Source organism: Pseudarthrobacter chlorophenolicus A6 (genome assembly GCF_000022025.1).
GTDB classification, from domain to species: Bacteria; Actinomycetota; Actinomycetes; order Actinomycetales; family Micrococcaceae; genus Arthrobacter; species Arthrobacter chlorophenolicus.
Map to the genome: position 1 here is coordinate 1,555,874 of NC_011886.1, position 16,623 is coordinate 1,572,496.

At 67.4% G+C, this 16,623-nt stretch carries 15 protein-coding genes; 7 read left to right on the plus strand and 8 right to left on the minus strand.

The annotated features are described in order from the left end of the window. Positions 1-21: 21 nt before the first annotated feature. The 5 genes from ACHL_RS06995 to ACHL_RS07015 are packed head-to-tail and all read right to left on the minus strand — an operon-like array spanning position 22 to position 4,518. Entirely contained in the window at positions 22-705 is a 684-nt protein-coding gene (locus ACHL_RS06995; RefSeq protein ID WP_015936603.1) for a hypothetical protein, read from the minus strand. A 19-nt stretch (positions 706-724) separates the two neighbouring features. After that, positions 725-2,191 carry a sodium/solute symporter gene (locus ACHL_RS07000; protein ID WP_015936604.1) on the minus strand — a complete coding sequence of 489 codons (1,467 nt, stop codon included), beginning with the start codon at positions 2,189-2,191 and terminating at the stop codon, positions 725-727. 33 nt (positions 2,192-2,224) lie between these two features. After that, entirely contained in the window at positions 2,225-2,575 is a 351-nt protein-coding gene (locus ACHL_RS07005) for a DUF485 domain-containing protein (protein ID WP_015936605.1), read from the minus strand. Next, positions 2,572-3,288 (minus strand): LytR/AlgR family response regulator transcription factor, encoded by a 717-nt coding sequence (locus ACHL_RS07010; protein WP_015936606.1) that lies wholly within the window; start codon positions 3,286-3,288, stop codon positions 2,572-2,574. The genes ACHL_RS07005 and ACHL_RS07010 overlap by 4 nt, the downstream gene beginning before the upstream one ends. A 48-nt stretch (positions 3,289-3,336) precedes the next feature. Then, complete coding sequence (locus tag ACHL_RS07015; protein ID WP_015936607.1) at positions 3,337-4,518, minus strand: sensor histidine kinase; 1,182 nt, start codon at positions 4,516-4,518, stop codon at positions 3,337-3,339. A 181-nt stretch (positions 4,519-4,699) separates the two neighbouring features. Here ACHL_RS07015 and ACHL_RS07020 point away from each other — a divergent pair, with 181 nt between their 5' ends. Then, positions 4,700-5,080 (plus strand): DUF485 domain-containing protein, encoded by a 381-nt coding sequence (locus ACHL_RS07020; protein WP_015936608.1) that lies wholly within the window; start codon positions 4,700-4,702, stop codon positions 5,078-5,080. Beyond that, complete coding sequence (locus ACHL_RS07025; RefSeq protein WP_015936609.1) at positions 5,077-6,693, plus strand: solute symporter family protein; 1,617 nt, start codon at positions 5,077-5,079, stop codon at positions 6,691-6,693. Before ACHL_RS07020 ends, ACHL_RS07025 begins: the two co-directional genes overlap by 4 nt. 100 nt (positions 6,694-6,793) lie before the next feature. Here ACHL_RS07025 and ACHL_RS07030 read toward each other — a convergent pair whose 3' ends face one another. Both ACHL_RS07030 and ACHL_RS07035 read right to left on the minus strand, forming a co-directional pair. After that, on the minus strand, positions 6,794-7,471 hold the full coding sequence (locus ACHL_RS07030) for a hypothetical protein (RefSeq protein WP_015936610.1): 678 nt from the start codon (positions 7,469-7,471) through the stop codon (positions 6,794-6,796). 149 nt (positions 7,472-7,620) lie between these two features. Then, positions 7,621-8,094, minus strand: a complete 474-nt coding sequence (locus ACHL_RS07035; RefSeq protein WP_015936611.1) for an Lrp/AsnC family transcriptional regulator — start codon at positions 8,092-8,094, stop codon at positions 7,621-7,623. Positions 8,095-8,286: 192 nt separating this feature from the next. Between ACHL_RS07035 and pdhA the strand changes: the two genes are divergently transcribed. Genes pdhA through ACHL_RS07050 form a run of 3 tightly spaced genes read left to right on the plus strand, consistent with a single transcriptional unit; the run spans position 8,287 to position 11,944 of the window. Then, positions 8,287-9,474 carry a pyruvate dehydrogenase (acetyl-transferring) E1 component subunit alpha gene (pdhA, locus tag ACHL_RS07040; protein ID WP_015936612.1) on the plus strand — a complete coding sequence of 396 codons (1,188 nt, stop codon included), beginning with the start codon at positions 8,287-8,289 and terminating at the stop codon, positions 9,472-9,474. Then, positions 9,474-10,484 (plus strand): alpha-ketoacid dehydrogenase subunit beta, encoded by a 1,011-nt coding sequence (locus tag ACHL_RS07045; RefSeq protein ID WP_015936613.1) that lies wholly within the window; start codon positions 9,474-9,476, stop codon positions 10,482-10,484. Before pdhA ends, ACHL_RS07045 begins: the two co-directional genes overlap by 1 nt. A gap of 8 nt (positions 10,485-10,492) precedes the next feature. Continuing rightward, positions 10,493-11,944 (plus strand): dihydrolipoamide acetyltransferase family protein, encoded by a 1,452-nt coding sequence (locus ACHL_RS07050; RefSeq protein ID WP_015936614.1) that lies wholly within the window; start codon positions 10,493-10,495, stop codon positions 11,942-11,944. A gap of 20 nt (positions 11,945-11,964) precedes the next feature. Here ACHL_RS07050 and ACHL_RS07055 read toward each other — a convergent pair whose 3' ends face one another. Continuing rightward, positions 11,965-12,627: an SACE_7040 family transcriptional regulator gene (locus ACHL_RS07055; RefSeq protein ID WP_015936615.1), complete on the minus strand. Its 663-nt coding sequence runs from the start codon at positions 12,625-12,627 to the stop codon at positions 11,965-11,967. Between the two features lie 178 nt (positions 12,628-12,805). Here ACHL_RS07055 and ACHL_RS07060 point away from each other — a divergent pair, with 178 nt between their 5' ends. Next, positions 12,806-14,413, plus strand: a complete 1,608-nt coding sequence (locus ACHL_RS07060; protein WP_015936616.1) for a carboxyl transferase domain-containing protein — start codon at positions 12,806-12,808, stop codon at positions 14,411-14,413. An 8-nt stretch (positions 14,414-14,421) separates the two neighbouring features. Then, positions 14,422-16,623, plus strand: coding sequence for an ATP-binding protein (locus ACHL_RS07065; protein WP_015936617.1), 2,202 nt, complete (start codon positions 14,422-14,424; stop codon positions 16,621-16,623).

Genomic DNA, 16,623 nt, shown 5'->3' on the forward strand with positions numbered 1-16,623 from the left:
CCTTTCTGGCGGGCAGACCCCCTACTTTCCTTCGGGTGGCGTAGGGGAGAGCGGCGTGAACCGGCTCCAGATGTCCCGGTAGCTCCGGTAGCCGTTCACTGATGAGACGGCCAGGAACGACAACCCGCAGGCACCGCCCATCAGCAGCGCCGCAACCGTTCCGGCCCCCAGGAGGGTCAGCAGCAGCCCTGCCAGGATGGCAATCAGTGCCCCGTTCGCCACCGACATGAAAATCATGCTGCTGCCGGCCACGTGGCGGAAATTGCCGCGGTTGCCGAAGAAGTAGTAAGTCTGGACGGAGCCGGCCTCGTCATCGTGATGGGCCGCCATCAGGTACGGGGCGACGCCCGGATCCAGCTCGACGTACGCCGCCCTGAGCCGGTTCATGGCAGTGACGTACATCAGGTCCTCGTGGGCAACGTTCATGACCCGCAGCTGCGTCAGCAGCCCCATGGCCACGTCAATGAACAGCACCACTACCGCCAGCAGGACAAACGCATCCGAGAATCCGGTGGCCTGGCCCACCAGCGCGACGCTCACCAGGCCCGCCGAGGTGAAGGTCAGGAACATACTGATCCTGGTCAGCACCTCGCCCTGGGCCGTACTGCGGGAAGCCAGCAGGCCCCAGTGCTCCGTGGCGAGCAGCTGTGCCCGCACGGACGGCGGAACCGGCTCCGCTGCCGGGTTTTCGTCCCGGGTGGACATGGCGTAATTGTCCACCCAATCAGCGTCCGGTTGCCAGCGGCCTTTCCGGGGTGTGCAGCCTGGTCATGACGCGGACCAGCGTCTTGGGCACCCGGCCTGCCGTTGCCCGGGACACCAGCACCATGACGGCGAATGCCGTGGGGACGGACCACGCCGCGGGCTGGGCGAGCCACGCCGGCGTGTTCGCAGCCCCCGCCAGCGAGCCGGCGATCATGGCGCCGCCGCACAGCACCCCGCCGGTCACCATGCCGGCGATGGCTCCGGCGTCGGTCAGGCCCCGCCACCAGATGCCCAGCAGGAGGACCGGGCAGACCGTTGAGGCTGTGAAGGCGAACACCAGCCCCACGCTTCCGGCCAGCGCCAAAGAACCCGTCATCAGGGCGAAGCCAAGCGGCACGACGGCGGATACCACCGCTGCGAGGCGGAAACCGCCCACCCCGGCGCCCAGGACGTCCTGGCTGATGACGCCGGCCAGGGACACTACCAGCCCGGACGTTGTGGACAGGAACGCTGCGAACGCGCCGGCCACCACCAGCGCCGAGAGCAGGTCTCCGGCGGGGCCGCCGATGAGTTCACGGGGCAGCAGCAGGACCATGGCGTCAGGCTGGCCCGAACGGGCAAGGTCCGGCGCGAACATGCGGCCCACCAGACCGTAGGCGGTGGGGAACAGGTAGAACACGGACAGCAGCCCCAGCACGATCAGCGTGGTCCGCCGCGCGGACTGCCCGTCCGGGTTGGTATAGAACCTGACCAGGACGTGCGGCAGGCCAAGGGTCCCGAACAGCAGCGCCACGAGCAGTGAAACGTTGTTGTACCAACCCGCGGGGGCAAGTCCGGTGGGGTTTTCGGACGGCGGTGCCAGCGCCGGCGTTCCGGTACCGGCCAGCATGAAGACGATGAAGAGGATGGGTACCGCCAGGGCGGTCAGCTTCAGCCAGTACTGGAACGCCTGGACGAACGTTATGGACCGCATGCCGCCCGCAACCACCGTCAGGCAGACAACCACCACCACCGCCAGCGACCCCACCCAGGACGGCAGCCCGGTGGTGATCCGGATGGTCAGGGCTGCCCCGTGCAGCTGCGGAACAATGTACAGCCAGCCCACCAGCACCACCACAAGGCTGGTGACCTTGCGGACCGCCCGGGAGTCCAGCCTGGCCTCGGTGAAGTCCGGAATGGTGTACGCCCCGGAACGCCGAAGGGGTGCAGCGACGAAAAGCAGCAGCATCAGGTATCCGGCGGTATATCCCACAGGGAACCACAAGGCGTCCGTTCCGGAGAGCAGCAGCAGGCCGGCGACGCCCAGGAAGCTGGCCGCCGACAGGTACTCGCCGCCGATCGCGGACGCATTCCACCACGGCCGGACGGTCCGTGACGCCACGAAGAAATCGCCGGTGGTCCGCGAGATACGGAGTCCATAGAACCCGATGACAGCGGTGGCCACCGACACCACGGCGACGGCAGCGGCGGCAACCCCCGGATTCACGCCAGGCTCCGCTTCACCTGGTGCCCGCGGGGATCACGCGTCACCGGCCAGGTCCCGGTAGCGGGCCTCGTTGCGTGCAGCCGTCCGGGTGTACAGCCAGGCGCTGAGGCCGATCACCGGGTAGATTCCCACGCCCAGCAGGATCCAGTCGAAGGGGATGCCGGCAACCGTCGTCTCGGACAGGCCGGGCACGGCGGCCAGCAGAAGGGGGAAAGCGCCGAGGATCACCAGGAACCCGCCGGCCACCACCAGGGCCAGGCGAAGCTGCGACCTGATGAGGGACCGCACGAACACCTGCCCCACATCGGATTCCTGCGCCGCTTCGCTGGATTCCGTGACGGGGCGGGCGGCCGCGGCAGGGGCCGTCACCCGTACCCTGGTCATGCGTTTGGCCTGATCCGGTTTGCCTGCAGCCGCTCCCGCACGGTGGGCAGGTGCCGGCGGCTGATGGGAAGCCCGGCCCCGGCCACGGTGACCCGGGGGCCGTCTGCCGCAAGCTTCATGGAGGAGATGTGCTTGAGGGCCACCAGGTATGAGCGGTGCGTCCTGATGAACCCGGCGTCGGCCCACTGCTGTTCCAGGTCGGCCAGCGGAACCCTGATCAGGTAGCTGGCGTCGGCGGTGTGGAGCCGCGCGTAGTCTCCCTGCGCCTGTACGTACGTGACGTCGTCGCGCCGAATCATCCTGGTGGTGCCGCCCTGGTCCACGGTGATCATCTCCGGCGCGCCGCCGCCGTCGCGCAGTTCGCTGATCCGGCCCACGGAGCGTGCCAGCCGTTCGGCCCGGATGGGTTTGAGGAGGTAGTCAACGGCGGCCAGTTCGAAGGCCGCCAAGGCGTGGTCCTCGTCAGCGGTCACGAAGACCACCGCGGGTGGATGGCTGCCGGCGGCAATGGCCCGGGCGATCTCCAGCCCGGAGACGGCAGGCATGTGGATGTCCAGGAAGACCGCGTCCACCTGCGCGGACGCCAGGGCGCGGAGGGCTTCGCTGCCGGAGGTTGCCCGCAGGACCTTGCCGATCCGCTCGTCCCGGCCCAGCAGGAAGGCGAGTTCTTCCACTGCTGGCAGCTCATCATCAACGACGAGGACGTTAATCATGCTCCAAGGGTAGCTTTCCGCAGGCGCGCAGCAGGCCAGCGCCGGGAATCAGGCGTCATGGCCGGGCTGGGATTTGGGCACCTTCATGGTGATGAGGGTCCCCTCGCCCGGTGCCGTCTCGATGACCAGCCCGTGGGCGTCGCCGTAGACCTGCCGGAGGCGGGCGTCGACGTTCCGCAGGCCCACGTGCTCGCCGTCGATATGTCCCGCGAGCATCGACTGCAGCTGCTCCGGGTCCATCCCCACGCCGTCGTCCTCGATGGTCACCTGGGCGTAGGCGCCGGCGTCGTCGGCCGTGATGGTGATGTGCCCGGGCCCTTCCTTCGCTTCGAGGCCGTGCCGGACCGCGTTCTCCACCAGCGGCTGCAGGCTGAGGAACGGGATGACGGTGCTCAGGACCTCCGGCGCCACCCGGAGGCTGACCTGCACGCGCTCGCCGAAGCGGGCCCGCTCCAGCAGGAGGTACCGGTCGATGCAGCGCAGTTCCTCGGCCAGGGTGGTGAAATCGCCGTGCCGGCGGAAGGAATAGCGGGTGAAATCGGCGAACTCCACCACCAGCTCCCGTGCCCGGGCGGGATCGGTGTTGATGAAGGACGCGATGGCGTTGAGCGAGTTGTAGATGAAATGAGGGCTGATCTGGGCGCGCAGTGCCCGCACCTCGGCTTCCATCAGCTGGGTCCGCGAAGCATCCAGCTCGGCCAGCTCCACCTGCACGGCCACCCAGTCCGCCACCTCGCCCGCGGCCCGCACCAAACCGGACCCGGCCGACGACGCGAAGGCGGCGACGGCGCCCACCACGCGTGAGCCGGCCCGCACCGGTGCTATGACACCCGCCAGGGTGCCGCCTGTCCCGTCCGGGCCCGGTGACAGTACAACCGTCCGCCCGCTGCCCAGGACCTCAGCGGCCAGTTCCATCAGCCGCGGCTTCAGGTCCTCAGCCGCCCCGTCCCAGGCGAGCACGCCCGAGGTGTCTGTGATGGCCAGCGCGTCACAGCCAAGCAGCGTACGGAGGTGGCGGCTTGCCTTCGATGCGCCGGCGGGGTTGAGGCCGCGGCGCAGGTGCTGGCCTGCCTGCGAGGCTGCGTGCAGGGTGTGGTAGGTGGCGCGCTCGGCGTCCGTGCCCAGGTCGCGGAAGGAGCGGAGCACCTTCAGTCCCACGCCGACGACGACGGCGATGGCCAGGGCGATCACGGCCACAGCGGCGGCGGTCAGGAGGGGGGAGTCCGGCATGGGCCCAGCGTAGCTGCGGGTGCCGTTTGTCGCAGCATCCCGACCGTTGAGCGACCACAGCGCCGGAGGGGCTGGATGTGGCTGCCGTGACACAGCAGAGTGATTGCTGTCACACCAGCGGCGTTTCCTCATCCGGGCCTGCCGTCCAGTGTGTACCGGCATGTCTCAATGAGGAGGAACCATGGGTAACGATGCCCAAAGTCCGGACGCTGCGGCGTCCGTCGACTTTGAACAGGTCCAGTCGACCGAGCAGTTCCAGGAACTGCGCAAGCGCCACCGCAGCTTTGTTTTCCCCATGGCAGTGGCCTTCCTGCTGTGGTACTTCGCCTACGTCCTGCTCGCGGACTACGCGGTGGGCTTCATGTCCACCAAAGTCTGGGGAAACATCAACATCGGCCTGATCCTGGGCCTGCTCCAGTTCGTCTCCACCTTCGCGATCACCGGATGGTACGTCAGTTACTCCAACAGGAAGCTGGACCCCATCGCCTCTGAGATCCGGAACGAGATCGAGGGCCATGAGTTCGACAAGCACGGCAACCGGGTGGGTGGAGCCAACAAATGATTACTATCGCAACCGCAGTGGACGTGGCCGCGCTCAAGGACACCACCCTGCTGAACATGGGCATTTTCGGCCTGTTCGTGGCCGTCACCATGGTGATCGTGTTCCGTGCCAGCCGGAACAACAAGACCGCCGCCGACTACTACGCCGCCGGCCGCTCCTTCACGGGATCGCAGAACGGCACCGCCATCGCCGGCGACTACCTTTCCGCAGCTTCGTTCCTGGGCATCACCGGCGCCATCGCCATCAACGGGTATGACGGCTTCATGTACTCCATCGGATTCCTGGTGGCGTGGCTGGTGGCGCTGCTCCTGGTGGCTGAGCTGCTCCGCAACACCGGCAAGTTCACCATGGCCGACGTGCTGTCGTTCCGGCTCAAGCAGCGGCCCGTCCGCATCGCCGCCGCCATCTCCACCCTGGCTGTCTGCTTCTTCTACCTCCTGGCCCAGATGGCCGGAGCCGGCAGCCTGATCTCCCTGCTGCTGGGCATCAGCGACTGGGGCGGACAGGCCTTGGTGATCATCGTGGTCGGCGCGCTCATGATCATGTACGTCCTCATCGGCGGCATGAAGGGCACCACGTGGGTGCAGATCATCAAAGCCATCCTGCTGATCGCCGGTGCCGCCGTCATGACGCTCTGGGTCCTGGCCATCTACGGGTTCAACCTTTCGGCGCTCCTGGGCGGTGCCGTGGAAACGGCCAACAACCCGGCGGTCCTCAACCCGGGCCTGCAGTACGGCAAGAGCGAAACCTCCAAGCTGGACTTCATGTCCCTGGGCCTCGCCCTGGTCCTGGGCACAGCGGCCCTGCCCCACGTCCTGATGCGCTTCTACACGGTCCCCACGGCCAAGGAAGCCCGCAAATCGGTGGTCTGGTCCATTTGGCTGATCGGCCTGTTCTACCTGTTCACCCTGGTCCTCGGCTACGGTGCTGCTGCACTGGTGGGTGCCGACACCATCAAGTCCGCTCCCGGCGGCGTGAACGCTGCGGCTCCGCTGCTGGCCTTCCACCTCGGCGGCCCGCTGCTGCTGGGCTTCATCTCCGCCGTGGCGTTTGCCACCATCTTGGCAGTGGTGGCCGGCTTGACCATCACCGCAGCCGCCTCGTTCGCCCATGACATCTACGCCAACGTGATCGCCAAGGGCAAGGCGGACGCCGCAACGGAGGTCCGGGTGGCCCGCCGCACGGTGGTGGTGATCGGCATCCTGGCCATCCTTGGCGGCATCCTGGCCAATGGCCAGAACGTGGCGTTCCTGGTGGCGCTGGCCTTCGCCGTTGCTGCCTCAGCCAACCTGCCCACCATCATCTACTCACTGTTCTGGCGGCGGTTCACCACCCAGGGCGCAGTGTGGAGCATGTACGGCGGACTCGGTGCAGCCATCATCCTGATCATCTTCTCGCCGGTGGTCTCCGGCGGGGCCACCTCGATGATCAAGGACGCACACTTCGCCATCTTCCCGCTCAGCAACCCCGGCATCGTTTCCATCCCGCTGGCGTTCTTCCTCGGCTGGCTCGGTACGGTGCTGGACAAGAAGCGGGAGGATCCGGCCAAGCAGGCCGAGATGGAGGTCCGCTCCCTCACCGGTGTTGGTGCCGAAAAGGCAGTCGACCACTAACGCCGTAGCCGACCACTAACGCCCTGTCCGGAAACGGGCACGCAAAAGGCCCCCGCCAACGTGGACTGTCCATGGTGGCGGGGGCCTTTGGGTTGCGTTGCTAGGCGGCCGGGCGCAGCTTGATGTTCGTCATCTTCAGCTCGTCCGTGCCCTCGAACCGGTAGGCCAGGTCAACCTTCTTACCCTCGCAGGTGATGACCCCTCCCACGTCCGCCGACTTGACGCCGTTCTCGGTGGCAACCTGCATGCTGTTGTAGGCGGGCGAGCAGGTTCCGTCCATTTTCAGGCTCTCGACGCCGGAGATGAAGGCTTCCTTGGACAGCTGCTCCTGCAGTGCCGGGTCCAGGTAGTCGTCGTACGCTTTGGAGCTGTCTCCGGCAATGACGAGCTTGGTGAAACCGTCAGCCAGGTCTTTGGCGTGGTTGGTGGCGCTGCCGGCCACATTGACCAGGATGACGATGCCCACCACCACAAGGAGCAGCACGCCGCCGATGGCCGTCAGGATGATCCACAGCCGGGGCCGCTTCCTTGCCGGCGGTTCTCCGCCGGGGAGCCCGAACGGACCTGCGCCCCGGTACTGCTCCGGTTGTTGCTGGGCGTACGGGTTGTTCGGGTTTCCGGCGGGTTGGGCGCCTGGAGACGGGCTGCCCTGCTGCGGCTGGCCGTACGGGGGATTCGGGGTGGCGCCGGGGTATCCGGCGGGAGGCTGCTGCGGCGGCTGTGGCAGCTGCCCGGAGCCTGGGTGTCCGGGCTGGTACGGTTCCTGGGGATTGCTCAAAGTGGAGCCTTTCCGGATGTGGTGCCTGGCACCGCCTGGTGCGGGCCTGTTCAGGCTCCGCACGGATAACTGCCACAAGCCTATAACCCGTGCCGCCGGCTCAGCCCGCGCCGGCCATATGCTTCAGGCCACTCCGGCCATACAGAGGGTCAGCTTCCCTGCGGACCCCGCTCGAGCAGCGGCTGCACGCGGAAAGGGATGAGCTCGCCCATGGCCAGCGCAGTGTCCGCCCGTTCCACGCCATCGCACGCGAGGATTTTGCCGTTGATGCGGAAAAGGTCCTCGGCATCCTGGGCCACTACGCGCAGCAGCAGGTCTGCGGACCCGGTCAGGCCGTAGCCCTCCAGGATCTCCGGGATGGCCGCCAAATCCTGTGCCAGCCGGGTGAGCTTCTGCTGCTGGACGTGGACGGAAATGAAAGCCATCAGCGGGTACCCCAGGGCGGCAGTATTGATCCTGCGTTCGAAGGACAGGAAGACGTGCTTCTTTTCGAGCTGGGCCATCCGCGCCTGCACAGTGTTCCTGGACAGTCCCAGTTTCTGCGCGAGGGCCACCACGGTCCTCCTGGGGTCCTGGGCCAGTGCCGAAAGCAGGCGGGTGTCAGTGCCATCCAGAGCTTGCATAATGCGCAACGGTAGCACGGTGCAGACCACTGCCTTAGGGCATTCTGCTCAATAAATGCCCCGGTGGTTGTACCCCCTGAGCATTGTGAGTAGGGTCACAGTATTCGGGCGAAGGGGCCCGGAAGGCCGCGGTTTGCAGGACCACAAGTCCCGGCTCCGCAGGTCACCGACGACAGAAGTTGCGGGGCTATCGTGTCTACAGACAAAACGGGCCAGGGCGGCGCACAAGCCCATGAGGGCGCCGGGGAATTTCAGGAGCCGGGGTCATCCGGCGTTCCGGTACAAGGGCTGGTCCAGCTGATCACACCGTCGGGGGAGCGGGTGAGCCATCCCGAATTCGATCTCTGGGTGCAGGACATCACGGACGAACACCTTTGCTCGCTATTCGAGGACATGACCGTCATCCGGCGCATCGATGTCGAGGCAACGGCTCTCCAGCGCCAGGGCGAACTCGCCCTGTGGCCCCCTCTGCTGGGGCAGGAAGCGGCACAAATAGGATCCGGCAGGTCGCTGCGCAGCGACGATTTCGTCTTCTCCAGCTACCGTGAAAACGGTGTGGCCTACTGCCGCGGCGTGGACCTCACAGACCTCCTGCGGGTGTGGCGCGGCAACGCCTCCGGCGGCTGGGATCCGTACGCCATCAACATGGCAACGCCCCAGATCATCATCGGCGCCCAGACCCTGCATGCCACCGGCTACGCCATGGGCATCCAGAACGACGGCGCAGATTCCGTGGCCGTCACCTATTTCGGTGACGGCGCGACGAGCGAGGGCGATGTCAATGAAGCCCTGGTCTTCGCGGCCAGCTTCCAGGCTCCCGTAGTGTTTTTTTGCACCAACAACCACTGGGCCATTTCGGAACCGGTCCGGCTCCAGTCGCACATCCAGCTCGCGGACCGCGCTGCCGGCTTCGGGATCCCCAGCCTGCGGGTGGACGGTAACGACGTCCTGGCCGTCATGGCGGCCACTCGCGTTGCCCTCGACCGGGCGCGGCGCGGCGGCGGGCCCACCTTCATCGAAGCCGTCACCTACCGGATGGGGCCGCACACCACCGCTGACGACCCCACCCGGTACCGCGACGCCAACGAACTGGAGGACTGGGCCGCCAAGGACCCGATCAGCCGGGTGGCGGCGCTGCTGGAACGCAAGGGGCTCCTGACCGACGAACTGCAGGAACACGTCAGGAACAGCGCGGATGCCGTGGCCCGCGAGATGCGGAAAGGCTGCACCACCATGCCGGACCCGCAGCCCATGGACGTTTTCAAGCACGTCTACAGCGCACCGAACTCGTGGCTGGACCGCCAGCAGGACCACTACGCCCGTTACCTGGCCTCTTTCGGGGACTCCGCAGGTGCCGTTTCAGGAGAAGGTGCACGCTGATGACTTCCATGACCTTTGCCCGCGCCATCAATGCGGGACTGCGCAAGTCGCTCGACCATGACCCCAAGGTTGTCCTTCTCGGTGAGGACATCGGCACCCTCGGCGGCGTGTTCCGGGTGACCGACGGACTGCAGAAGGACTTCGGCAAGCACCGCGTGGTGGACACGCCCCTGGCCGAATCCGCCATCGTGGGTGCCGCCGTCGGCCTTGCCTACCGCGGCTACCGCCCCGTGGTGGAAATCCAGTTCGACGGGTTCATCTATCCCGCGTTCGACCAGATTGTCAGCCAGGTGGCCAAGCTGCATTACCGCACCCGCGGCGCAGTGAAAATGCCCATCACCATCCGGGTGCCGTTCGGCGGCGGCATCGGCTCGCCGGAGCACCACTCCGAGTCGCCGGAAGCCTACTTCACGCACACCTCCGGACTGCGGGTGGTCACCGTTTCGAACCCCCAGGACGCGCACACGGTGATCCAGCAGGCTATCGCCAGCGACGACCCCGTTCTCTACTTCGAGCCGAAGCGGCGGTATCACGACAAGGGCGAGGTGGATGAGGCCGCCGGACTGGACGCTGCAGTTCCAATGGGCCAGGCCAGGGTCCTGACCGACGGAACCGACGTCACCCTCGTGGCTTATGGCCCGCTGGTGAAGACCGCCCTGGACGCCGCCTCGGCTGCTGCCGACGAAGGCATCTCCATCCAGGTCATCGACCTGCGCTCGCTGTCACCGGTGGACTACGGCACCGTGGTGGCTTCGGTCCGGAAGACCGGCCGCCTGGTGATCACGCACGAGGCCGGGCAGTCCGGCGGGCTGGGGGCCGAGGTGGCCGCCAGCATCACCGAGCGGTGCTTCTACCACCTGGAAGCCGCACCCGTCAGGGTTACCGGCTTCGACATCCCGTACCCCTATTCGAAACTCGAGATGCACCACCTGCCGGGCCTGGATCGGATCCTCGATGGCGTGGACCGTGCACTGGGGCGGCCGAATTCACTGAGCGGGCTGGAAGGATGAGCGTCACCATGATCAAGGAATTCCGGCTTCCCGACCTCGGGGAAGGGCTCACCGAGTCAGAAATCCTCAGCTGGAAAGTGGCCGTGGGTGACACCGTCAGCCTGAACCAGGTCATTGCCGAGGTGGAGACAGCCAAGGCGGTGGTGGAGTTGCCGTCCCCTTTCGCCGGCGTCATCAGGGAACTGCATGAGCAGCCAGGGACGGTTGTTGAGGTGGGCAAGCCCATCGTCTCCTTCGAGGTAGCGGACGACGCCGGGCCGGCACCGGCGGGGCACGCCGCACCGTCGCAGGGCGTTACGCCAGCCGGGCAGGCGGCGGCGGGAGAGGAACCGGCGGCTCCCAAACGGGAACCCAACCTGGTGGGGTACGGTGCCGTCGTCGAAAGCTCCGGCCGGCCCGCGCGCCGCCCACGGATCTTTGCCCCGGTGGTTGAGCCCGCCGATGCCGGGTCCCCGGTGGTTGAGCCTGCCGATGCCGGGTCCCCGGTGGTTGAGCCTGCCGATGCCGGGTCCCCGGTGGTTGAGCCTGCCGAAACCATGGTTAGGGAGGCCCGGGCGGGCGTACCCTCCGGCGACCGGCCGCGCTCCACGCCTCCGGTCCGCAAGCTGGCCAGGGACCTCGGTGTTGACCTGGCGGTGGTTCCCGGCACCGGCCCGGAAGGCCTGATCACGCGCGAGGACGTCCGGGAGTTCCTGCGGCAGGGCAGTGCCGGGCAGCCCGACGCGCCCGCCGGCCAGGCGCCTGCGGGGGACGGGGGAGAGCGGGAAACCCGGACGCCCATCAAGGGCGTCCGCAAGCACACGGCCGCCGCGATGGTCTCCAGCGCTTTCACCGCCCCGCACGCCACCGAGTTCCTCACCGTGGACGTCACCCCCACCATGGAGCTGCTGGCGAAACTGCGGGGGACCCGGGCGTTCGCCGGGCTCAAGCTGACACCTCTGACACTCGCCGCCAAGGCGGTGCTGATCGCGCTGCGCCGCCATCCGTCGCTGAACTCCCGCTGGGATGAGGCGAACCAGGAGATCGTTACTTTCAACTACGTGAACCTGGGCGTCGCGGCTGCCACCCCGCGGGGACTGACGGTGCCGAACATCAAGGATGCGCACTCGCTGACCCTGGAGCAGCTGGCGGAGGCGCTGGCGGTGCTGGCGGACACCGCGCGGTCCGGGAAAACGGCGCCGTCAGACCTGTCCGGCGGAACCATGTCCATCACCAACATCGGCGTTTTCGGCATCGATGCCGGGACGCCCATCCTCAACCCCGGCGAAGCCGCCATCCTGGCATTGGGTGCCGTGCGGTCCATGCCGTGGGAGTACCGCGGTGAGGTGGCCCTGCGGCAGGTGATGACCCTGAGCCTGTCCTTCGACCACCGCCTGGTGGACGGTGAGCAGGGCTCCCGGTTCCTGGCCGACGTCGGGGCAGTCCTGGCAGAGCCGGGAATGGTCCTGACAATGGTCTGACTCCGCCCGGAACCAGGACGTCAGCGCGTTTGCGGGCTGTCCACCGTCAGTGCGGCGAGCGCCATCTCCTCGAGCAGCGGCCGGGCTGCGGCCGCCATCCGGCGGCCGTGGCTCCGGACCGAGTGCGGGGTGGAGTTGATCAGCCCGAACGTGGCGTGCGCCCGGGTCCGGAGTTCGGCGGCGTCCGTGCCGGGGTGGAGCCTGGACAGGACATCCACCCACACCTCCACGTAGCTGCGCTGCAGCGCCCGCACGGCTGACTGGTCCTGTTCGGAGAGGTTGCTGAGGTCCCGGTCCTGCACGCGGATCACCTCGGGTTTGCCGAGGGCGAAGTCCACCTGGAACTCCACGAGGCGGCGCAGGGCCAGGCGCGGATCCGCGTTCTCTGCGACCACCTTCCGCCCGCCGTCCAGCAGCTCCCGGCTGACGGTGGCCAGCAGGTCCGCCAGGACAGCCTGCTTGCCGGGGAAGTGCCGGTAGACGGCCGGTCCGCTGACCCCCGCCGCCGCTCCGAGGTCTTCGAGGGAAACGCTCTTGAACCCGTTGACGGCGAACAGCGAAGCGGCCGCGGCAAGCAGGGCCTGGCGGCGGTCTTCCTTGGCTTTGCTGCGCTGGGTTGCGCCGGCGGGCCGGGCGGCGGGGGCGTCAGTCCCGGTGCTGTTGGCTTCATCGGTTGTGGGCACATTTCCTCCTCAAACCCGCAGAGTCTAACAAGGCTGCCGCCTGTGTTGGACATCACAGTTAATAGAGACTAACCTGAATTTCAGTTACTGGGCACTAACCGAGTCCGTTGTTTGGTGGCCTTGCCCACTGACCTTTGCCACCGGATTTGCCCGCCGAATGAGAGAACAGGAAGCGTCGATGGAGACCCTTGCCAGCAGGCTGGACCCCTCAAGCGGGGCTTTCGCCGCCAACAGGAATGCGCAGCTGCAACTGGTGGAGGACCTCCGGAAACGGCTGGCGGACGCTGCCCTGGGAGGCCCGCAGAAGTCGCGTGAACGGCACGTGGCCAGGGGCAAGCTCCTGCCGCGGGAGCGCATCGACCAGCTGCTGGATGACGGCAGCCCGTTCCTTGAGATCGCTCCGCTGGCAGCCAACGGAATGTACAACGATGATGCACCGGGCGCGGGCGTGATTGCCGGCATCGGACTGGTGCACGGCCGCCAGGTGCTGGTGATCTCCAACGACGCCACCGTCAAGGGCGGCACCTACTATCCCATGACGGTCAAGAAGCATCTCCGCGCCCAGGAAATCGCCCTCGAAAACAACCTGCCGTGCATCTACCTGGTGGACTCGGGCGGAGCGTTCCTGCCCAGGCAGGACGAGGTCTTTCCGGACAAGGACCATTTCGGGCGGATCTTCTACAACCAGGCACGCCTGTCCGCGGCAAAGATCCCCCAGCTGGCCGCCGTGATGGGCTCCTGCACCGCGGGCGGCGCCTACGTCCCGGCAATGAGTGACGAAACCGTGATTGTCCGGAACCAGGGCACCATCTTCCTGGGCGGGCCGCCCCTGGTGAAGGCCGCAATCGGAGAGATCGTCACCGCCGAGGAGTTGGGCGGCGGTGACGTGCATTCCAGGATCTCCGGCGTGACGGACCACCTGGCCGACAATGACGAACACGCGCTGCAGATCCTTCGCGACATCGTGGCCACCCTGCCGCCCGCTGCGGCGCCAGCCTGGCAGGTGGAACCCGCCGTCGAGCCGGCCGAGGACCCGGAGGGGATCTACGGTGCCGTGCCCGTGGACGTCAACGCCCCGTACGACGTCGGCGAGGTGATTGCCCGGCTGGTGGACGCCAGCAGGTTCCACGAGTTCAAGAAGGACTACGGCACCACCCTGGTTACCGGGTTCGCCAGGATCCACGGGCACCCCGTAGGGATCGTGGCGAACAACGGCGTCCTTTTCAGCGAGTCCTCGCTCAAGGGCGCACACTTCATCGAACTTTGCGACCAGCGGGGGATTCCACTCCTCTTCCTGCAGAACATTTCCGGCTTCATGGTGGGCCGGGACGCCGAGCAGGGCGGCATCGCCAGGAACGGCGCCAAGATGGTCACGGCGGTAGCCACAGCGCGGGTTCCCAAGCTGACGGTGGTGATCGGCGGATCGTTCGGCGCAGGAAACTACTCGATGTGCGGCCGCGCCTATTCCCCGCGGTTCCTCTGGATGTGGCCCGCGGCAAGGATCTCGGTGATGGGCGGGAACCAGGCCGCCAGCGTGCTGGCCACGGTCAAACGCGACCAGTTCGAGGCCGCCGGGGAAGACTGGCCGGCGCAGGATGAGGAAGAGTTCAAAGCCCCCATCCGCCGGCAGTACGAGGACCAGGGGAGCCCCTACTACTCCACTGCCCGCCTCTGGGATGACGCCGTCATCGATCCCGCTGACACCCGGACCGTCCTGGGCCTTGCCCTGGACGTTGTCTCCCGCACGCCACTGCCGGAGACCTCCTTCGGCCTGTTCAGGATGTGAGCCGGCACATGACCACGCCTTCATTGACCTCCACCGCCACCACTTCCGCCGACGCCACCCCGGCGTCCGGCCAGCCGTTGTTCGGCACCGTCCTGGTGGCGAACCGGGGAGAGATCGCCTGCCGGGTGATCCGAACCCTGCGTGCCCTGGGAATCCGCTCCGTGGCCGTGTACAGCGATGCCGACGCCGGCGCCCGGCACGTGCGCGAGGCTGACACGGCCGTGCGGATCGGCCCCGCCGCCGCCACCGAAAGCTACCTCAAAATCGGCAACATCATTGCCGCGTGCCGGGAGTCCGGCGCCGAAGCCGTGCACCCGGGCTACGGGTTCCTCAGCGAAAATGCAGACTTCGCCCGCGCCCTGGACGCTGCGGGAATCGCGTTCATGGGCCCCGGGGTGGAAGCGCTCAACATCATGGGCGACAAGATCCGCTCCAAGAACCATGTGGCCGGCTACGGCGTCCCGGTGGTACCCGGCGTTGCCAGGCCCGGCATGACTGACGCGGAACTGATCGAAGCAGCCCCCGCCGTCGGCTTCCCCCTGTTGATCAAGCCGTCCGCCGGCGGTGGCGGCAAGGGCATGCATGTGGTGGAGAAACCCGGCGACCTTCCGGCCGTCCTGGCCACCGCCCGGCGCGTGGCCGCGAGCGCCTTCGGTGACGACACCCTATTCCTGGAACGCCTGGTCACCACCCCCCGCCATATCGAAGTGCAGGTGCTGGCGGACAGCCACGGCAACGTCATCCACCTGGGCGAACGCGAATGCTCCCTGCAGCGCAGGCACCAGAAAGTGATCGAGGAGGCACCGTCGCCGCTGCTCGAGGGCCTGCCCCACGGGGCCGACGTCCGGGACCGCATCGGTGAGGCCGCCTGCAACGCCGCGCGCAGCGTCAACTACACGGGCGCGGGTACCGTGGAATTCCTGGTCTCCGATGACGCGCCGGACGAGTTCTTCTTCATGGAGATGAACACCCGCCTCCAGGTGGAGCACCCTGTCACCGAAATGGTCACCGGACTGGACCTCGTGGAATGGCAGGTGCGCATCGCCGCCGGCGCGGAACTCACCGTCCGGCAGGCCGACGTCGAACTTTCCGGCCATGCGGTGGAGGCGCGCGTCTACGCCGAGGTGCCGGAGAAGAACTTCCTGCCGTCCACCGGAACCGTGTACCTGCTCGACGAGTTGCCCGGTGATGCCGGCGGCCGGATCCGCGTGGACTCGTCCCTGGTGGAAGGGCTCCAGCTGTCCTCCAGCTACGATCCCATGCTGTCCAAGGTCATCGCCTGGGGAGCGGACCGGGCCGAGGCTTTGGACACGCTGGACCGGGCGCTCGCCGGGTACACAGCACTGGGTGTGGACACCAATGTCGAATACCTGCGGCTCCTGGTCAACGATCCCGAGGTCCGGGCCGGCCGGCTCGACACAGGACTGATCGCCCGGAAGCTGCCTGGCCTTGCGTTCCGCCAGGTGGGGGAGGTTGAACTCGTGGCCGCGGCGCTCGCCTCCGTGGCAGTCACGGCAGCGTCCGCCAAGGCAGCGTCCGCCACCCGGGAGAGCAATTCCAGCGGAAGCCCGTGGCAGGCACGCAGCGGCTGGCGGCTGGGGGCACCGGCACCCCGCCGGGTGAGCCTTGGAACGCCCGACGGCGGAGTGGCCACCATAGCTCTCTACGGGGACCCCGCATCCGGCCCGGTTGAGGTAACGGTCGACGGCGGCACGCGCCACACAGCGGTGCTGCGCCTTTCCGGGCCAGGCCATGCGGAGCTGACCCTGGACGACGCTGTGCACGGCTTCTCCGTGGCACCGGCGCCGGAAGCCCCGGCGCACATCTACCTCGGCAACGGAGGCTGGTCCTGCCGCCTGGAGGTCCTGACCCGGGAGGCGCGGCTGGAACGGGTCCGGGCAGCCATCCAAAGGGACGAAGGCGATGCCGATCCTGCCGTGCGCTCGCCGATGCCCGGCACGGTGGTGTCCGTCCCGGTCAAGGACGGCGACGCCGTCGAGGCGGGCCAGGTCCTCGCGTCCGTCGAGGCCATGAAGATGGAGCACCAGCTGGTGGCGCCGCTGGCCGGGACCGTTCACCTGGCCGCCAAACCCGGAGACCTGGTCAAGGCGGACCAGGTCCTGGCCACCATCCATCCCGCACCACGTTCCGAAAATACCCGGGACAACAGCACGAACGGTGAAACCACCAACGGCGAAGGAGCCCAGTAG

What these genes read in the sequence shown, in the direction of transcription:
- ACHL_RS06995 (WP_015936603.1), bottom strand. Translation starts at nt 705, where the DNA reads ATGTCCACCCGGGACGAAAACCCGGCAGCGGAGCCGGTTCCGCCGTCC.
- ACHL_RS07005 (WP_015936605.1), bottom strand. Translation starts at nt 2,575, where the DNA reads ATGACCAGGGTACGGGTGACGGCCCCTGCCGCGGCCGCCCGCCCCGTC.
- ACHL_RS07010 (WP_015936606.1), bottom strand. Translation starts at nt 3,288, where the DNA reads ATGATTAACGTCCTCGTCGTTGATGATGAGCTGCCAGCAGTGGAAGAA.
- ACHL_RS07015 (WP_015936607.1), bottom strand. Translation starts at nt 4,518, where the DNA reads ATGCCGGACTCCCCCCTCCTGACCGCCGCCGCTGTGGCCGTGATCGCC.
- ACHL_RS07020 (WP_015936608.1), top strand. Translation starts at nt 4,700, where the DNA reads ATGGGTAACGATGCCCAAAGTCCGGACGCTGCGGCGTCCGTCGACTTT.
- ACHL_RS07025 (WP_015936609.1), top strand. Translation starts at nt 5,077, where the DNA reads ATGATTACTATCGCAACCGCAGTGGACGTGGCCGCGCTCAAGGACACC.
- ACHL_RS07035 (WP_015936611.1), bottom strand. Translation starts at nt 8,094, where the DNA reads ATGCAAGCTCTGGATGGCACTGACACCCGCCTGCTTTCGGCACTGGCC.
- ACHL_RS07045 (WP_015936613.1), top strand. Translation starts at nt 9,474, where the DNA reads ATGACTTCCATGACCTTTGCCCGCGCCATCAATGCGGGACTGCGCAAG.
- ACHL_RS07050 (WP_015936614.1), top strand. Translation starts at nt 10,493, where the DNA reads ATGATCAAGGAATTCCGGCTTCCCGACCTCGGGGAAGGGCTCACCGAG.
- ACHL_RS07060 (WP_015936616.1), top strand. Translation starts at nt 12,806, where the DNA reads ATGGAGACCCTTGCCAGCAGGCTGGACCCCTCAAGCGGGGCTTTCGCC.
- ACHL_RS07065 (WP_015936617.1), top strand. Translation starts at nt 14,422, where the DNA reads ATGACCACGCCTTCATTGACCTCCACCGCCACCACTTCCGCCGACGCC.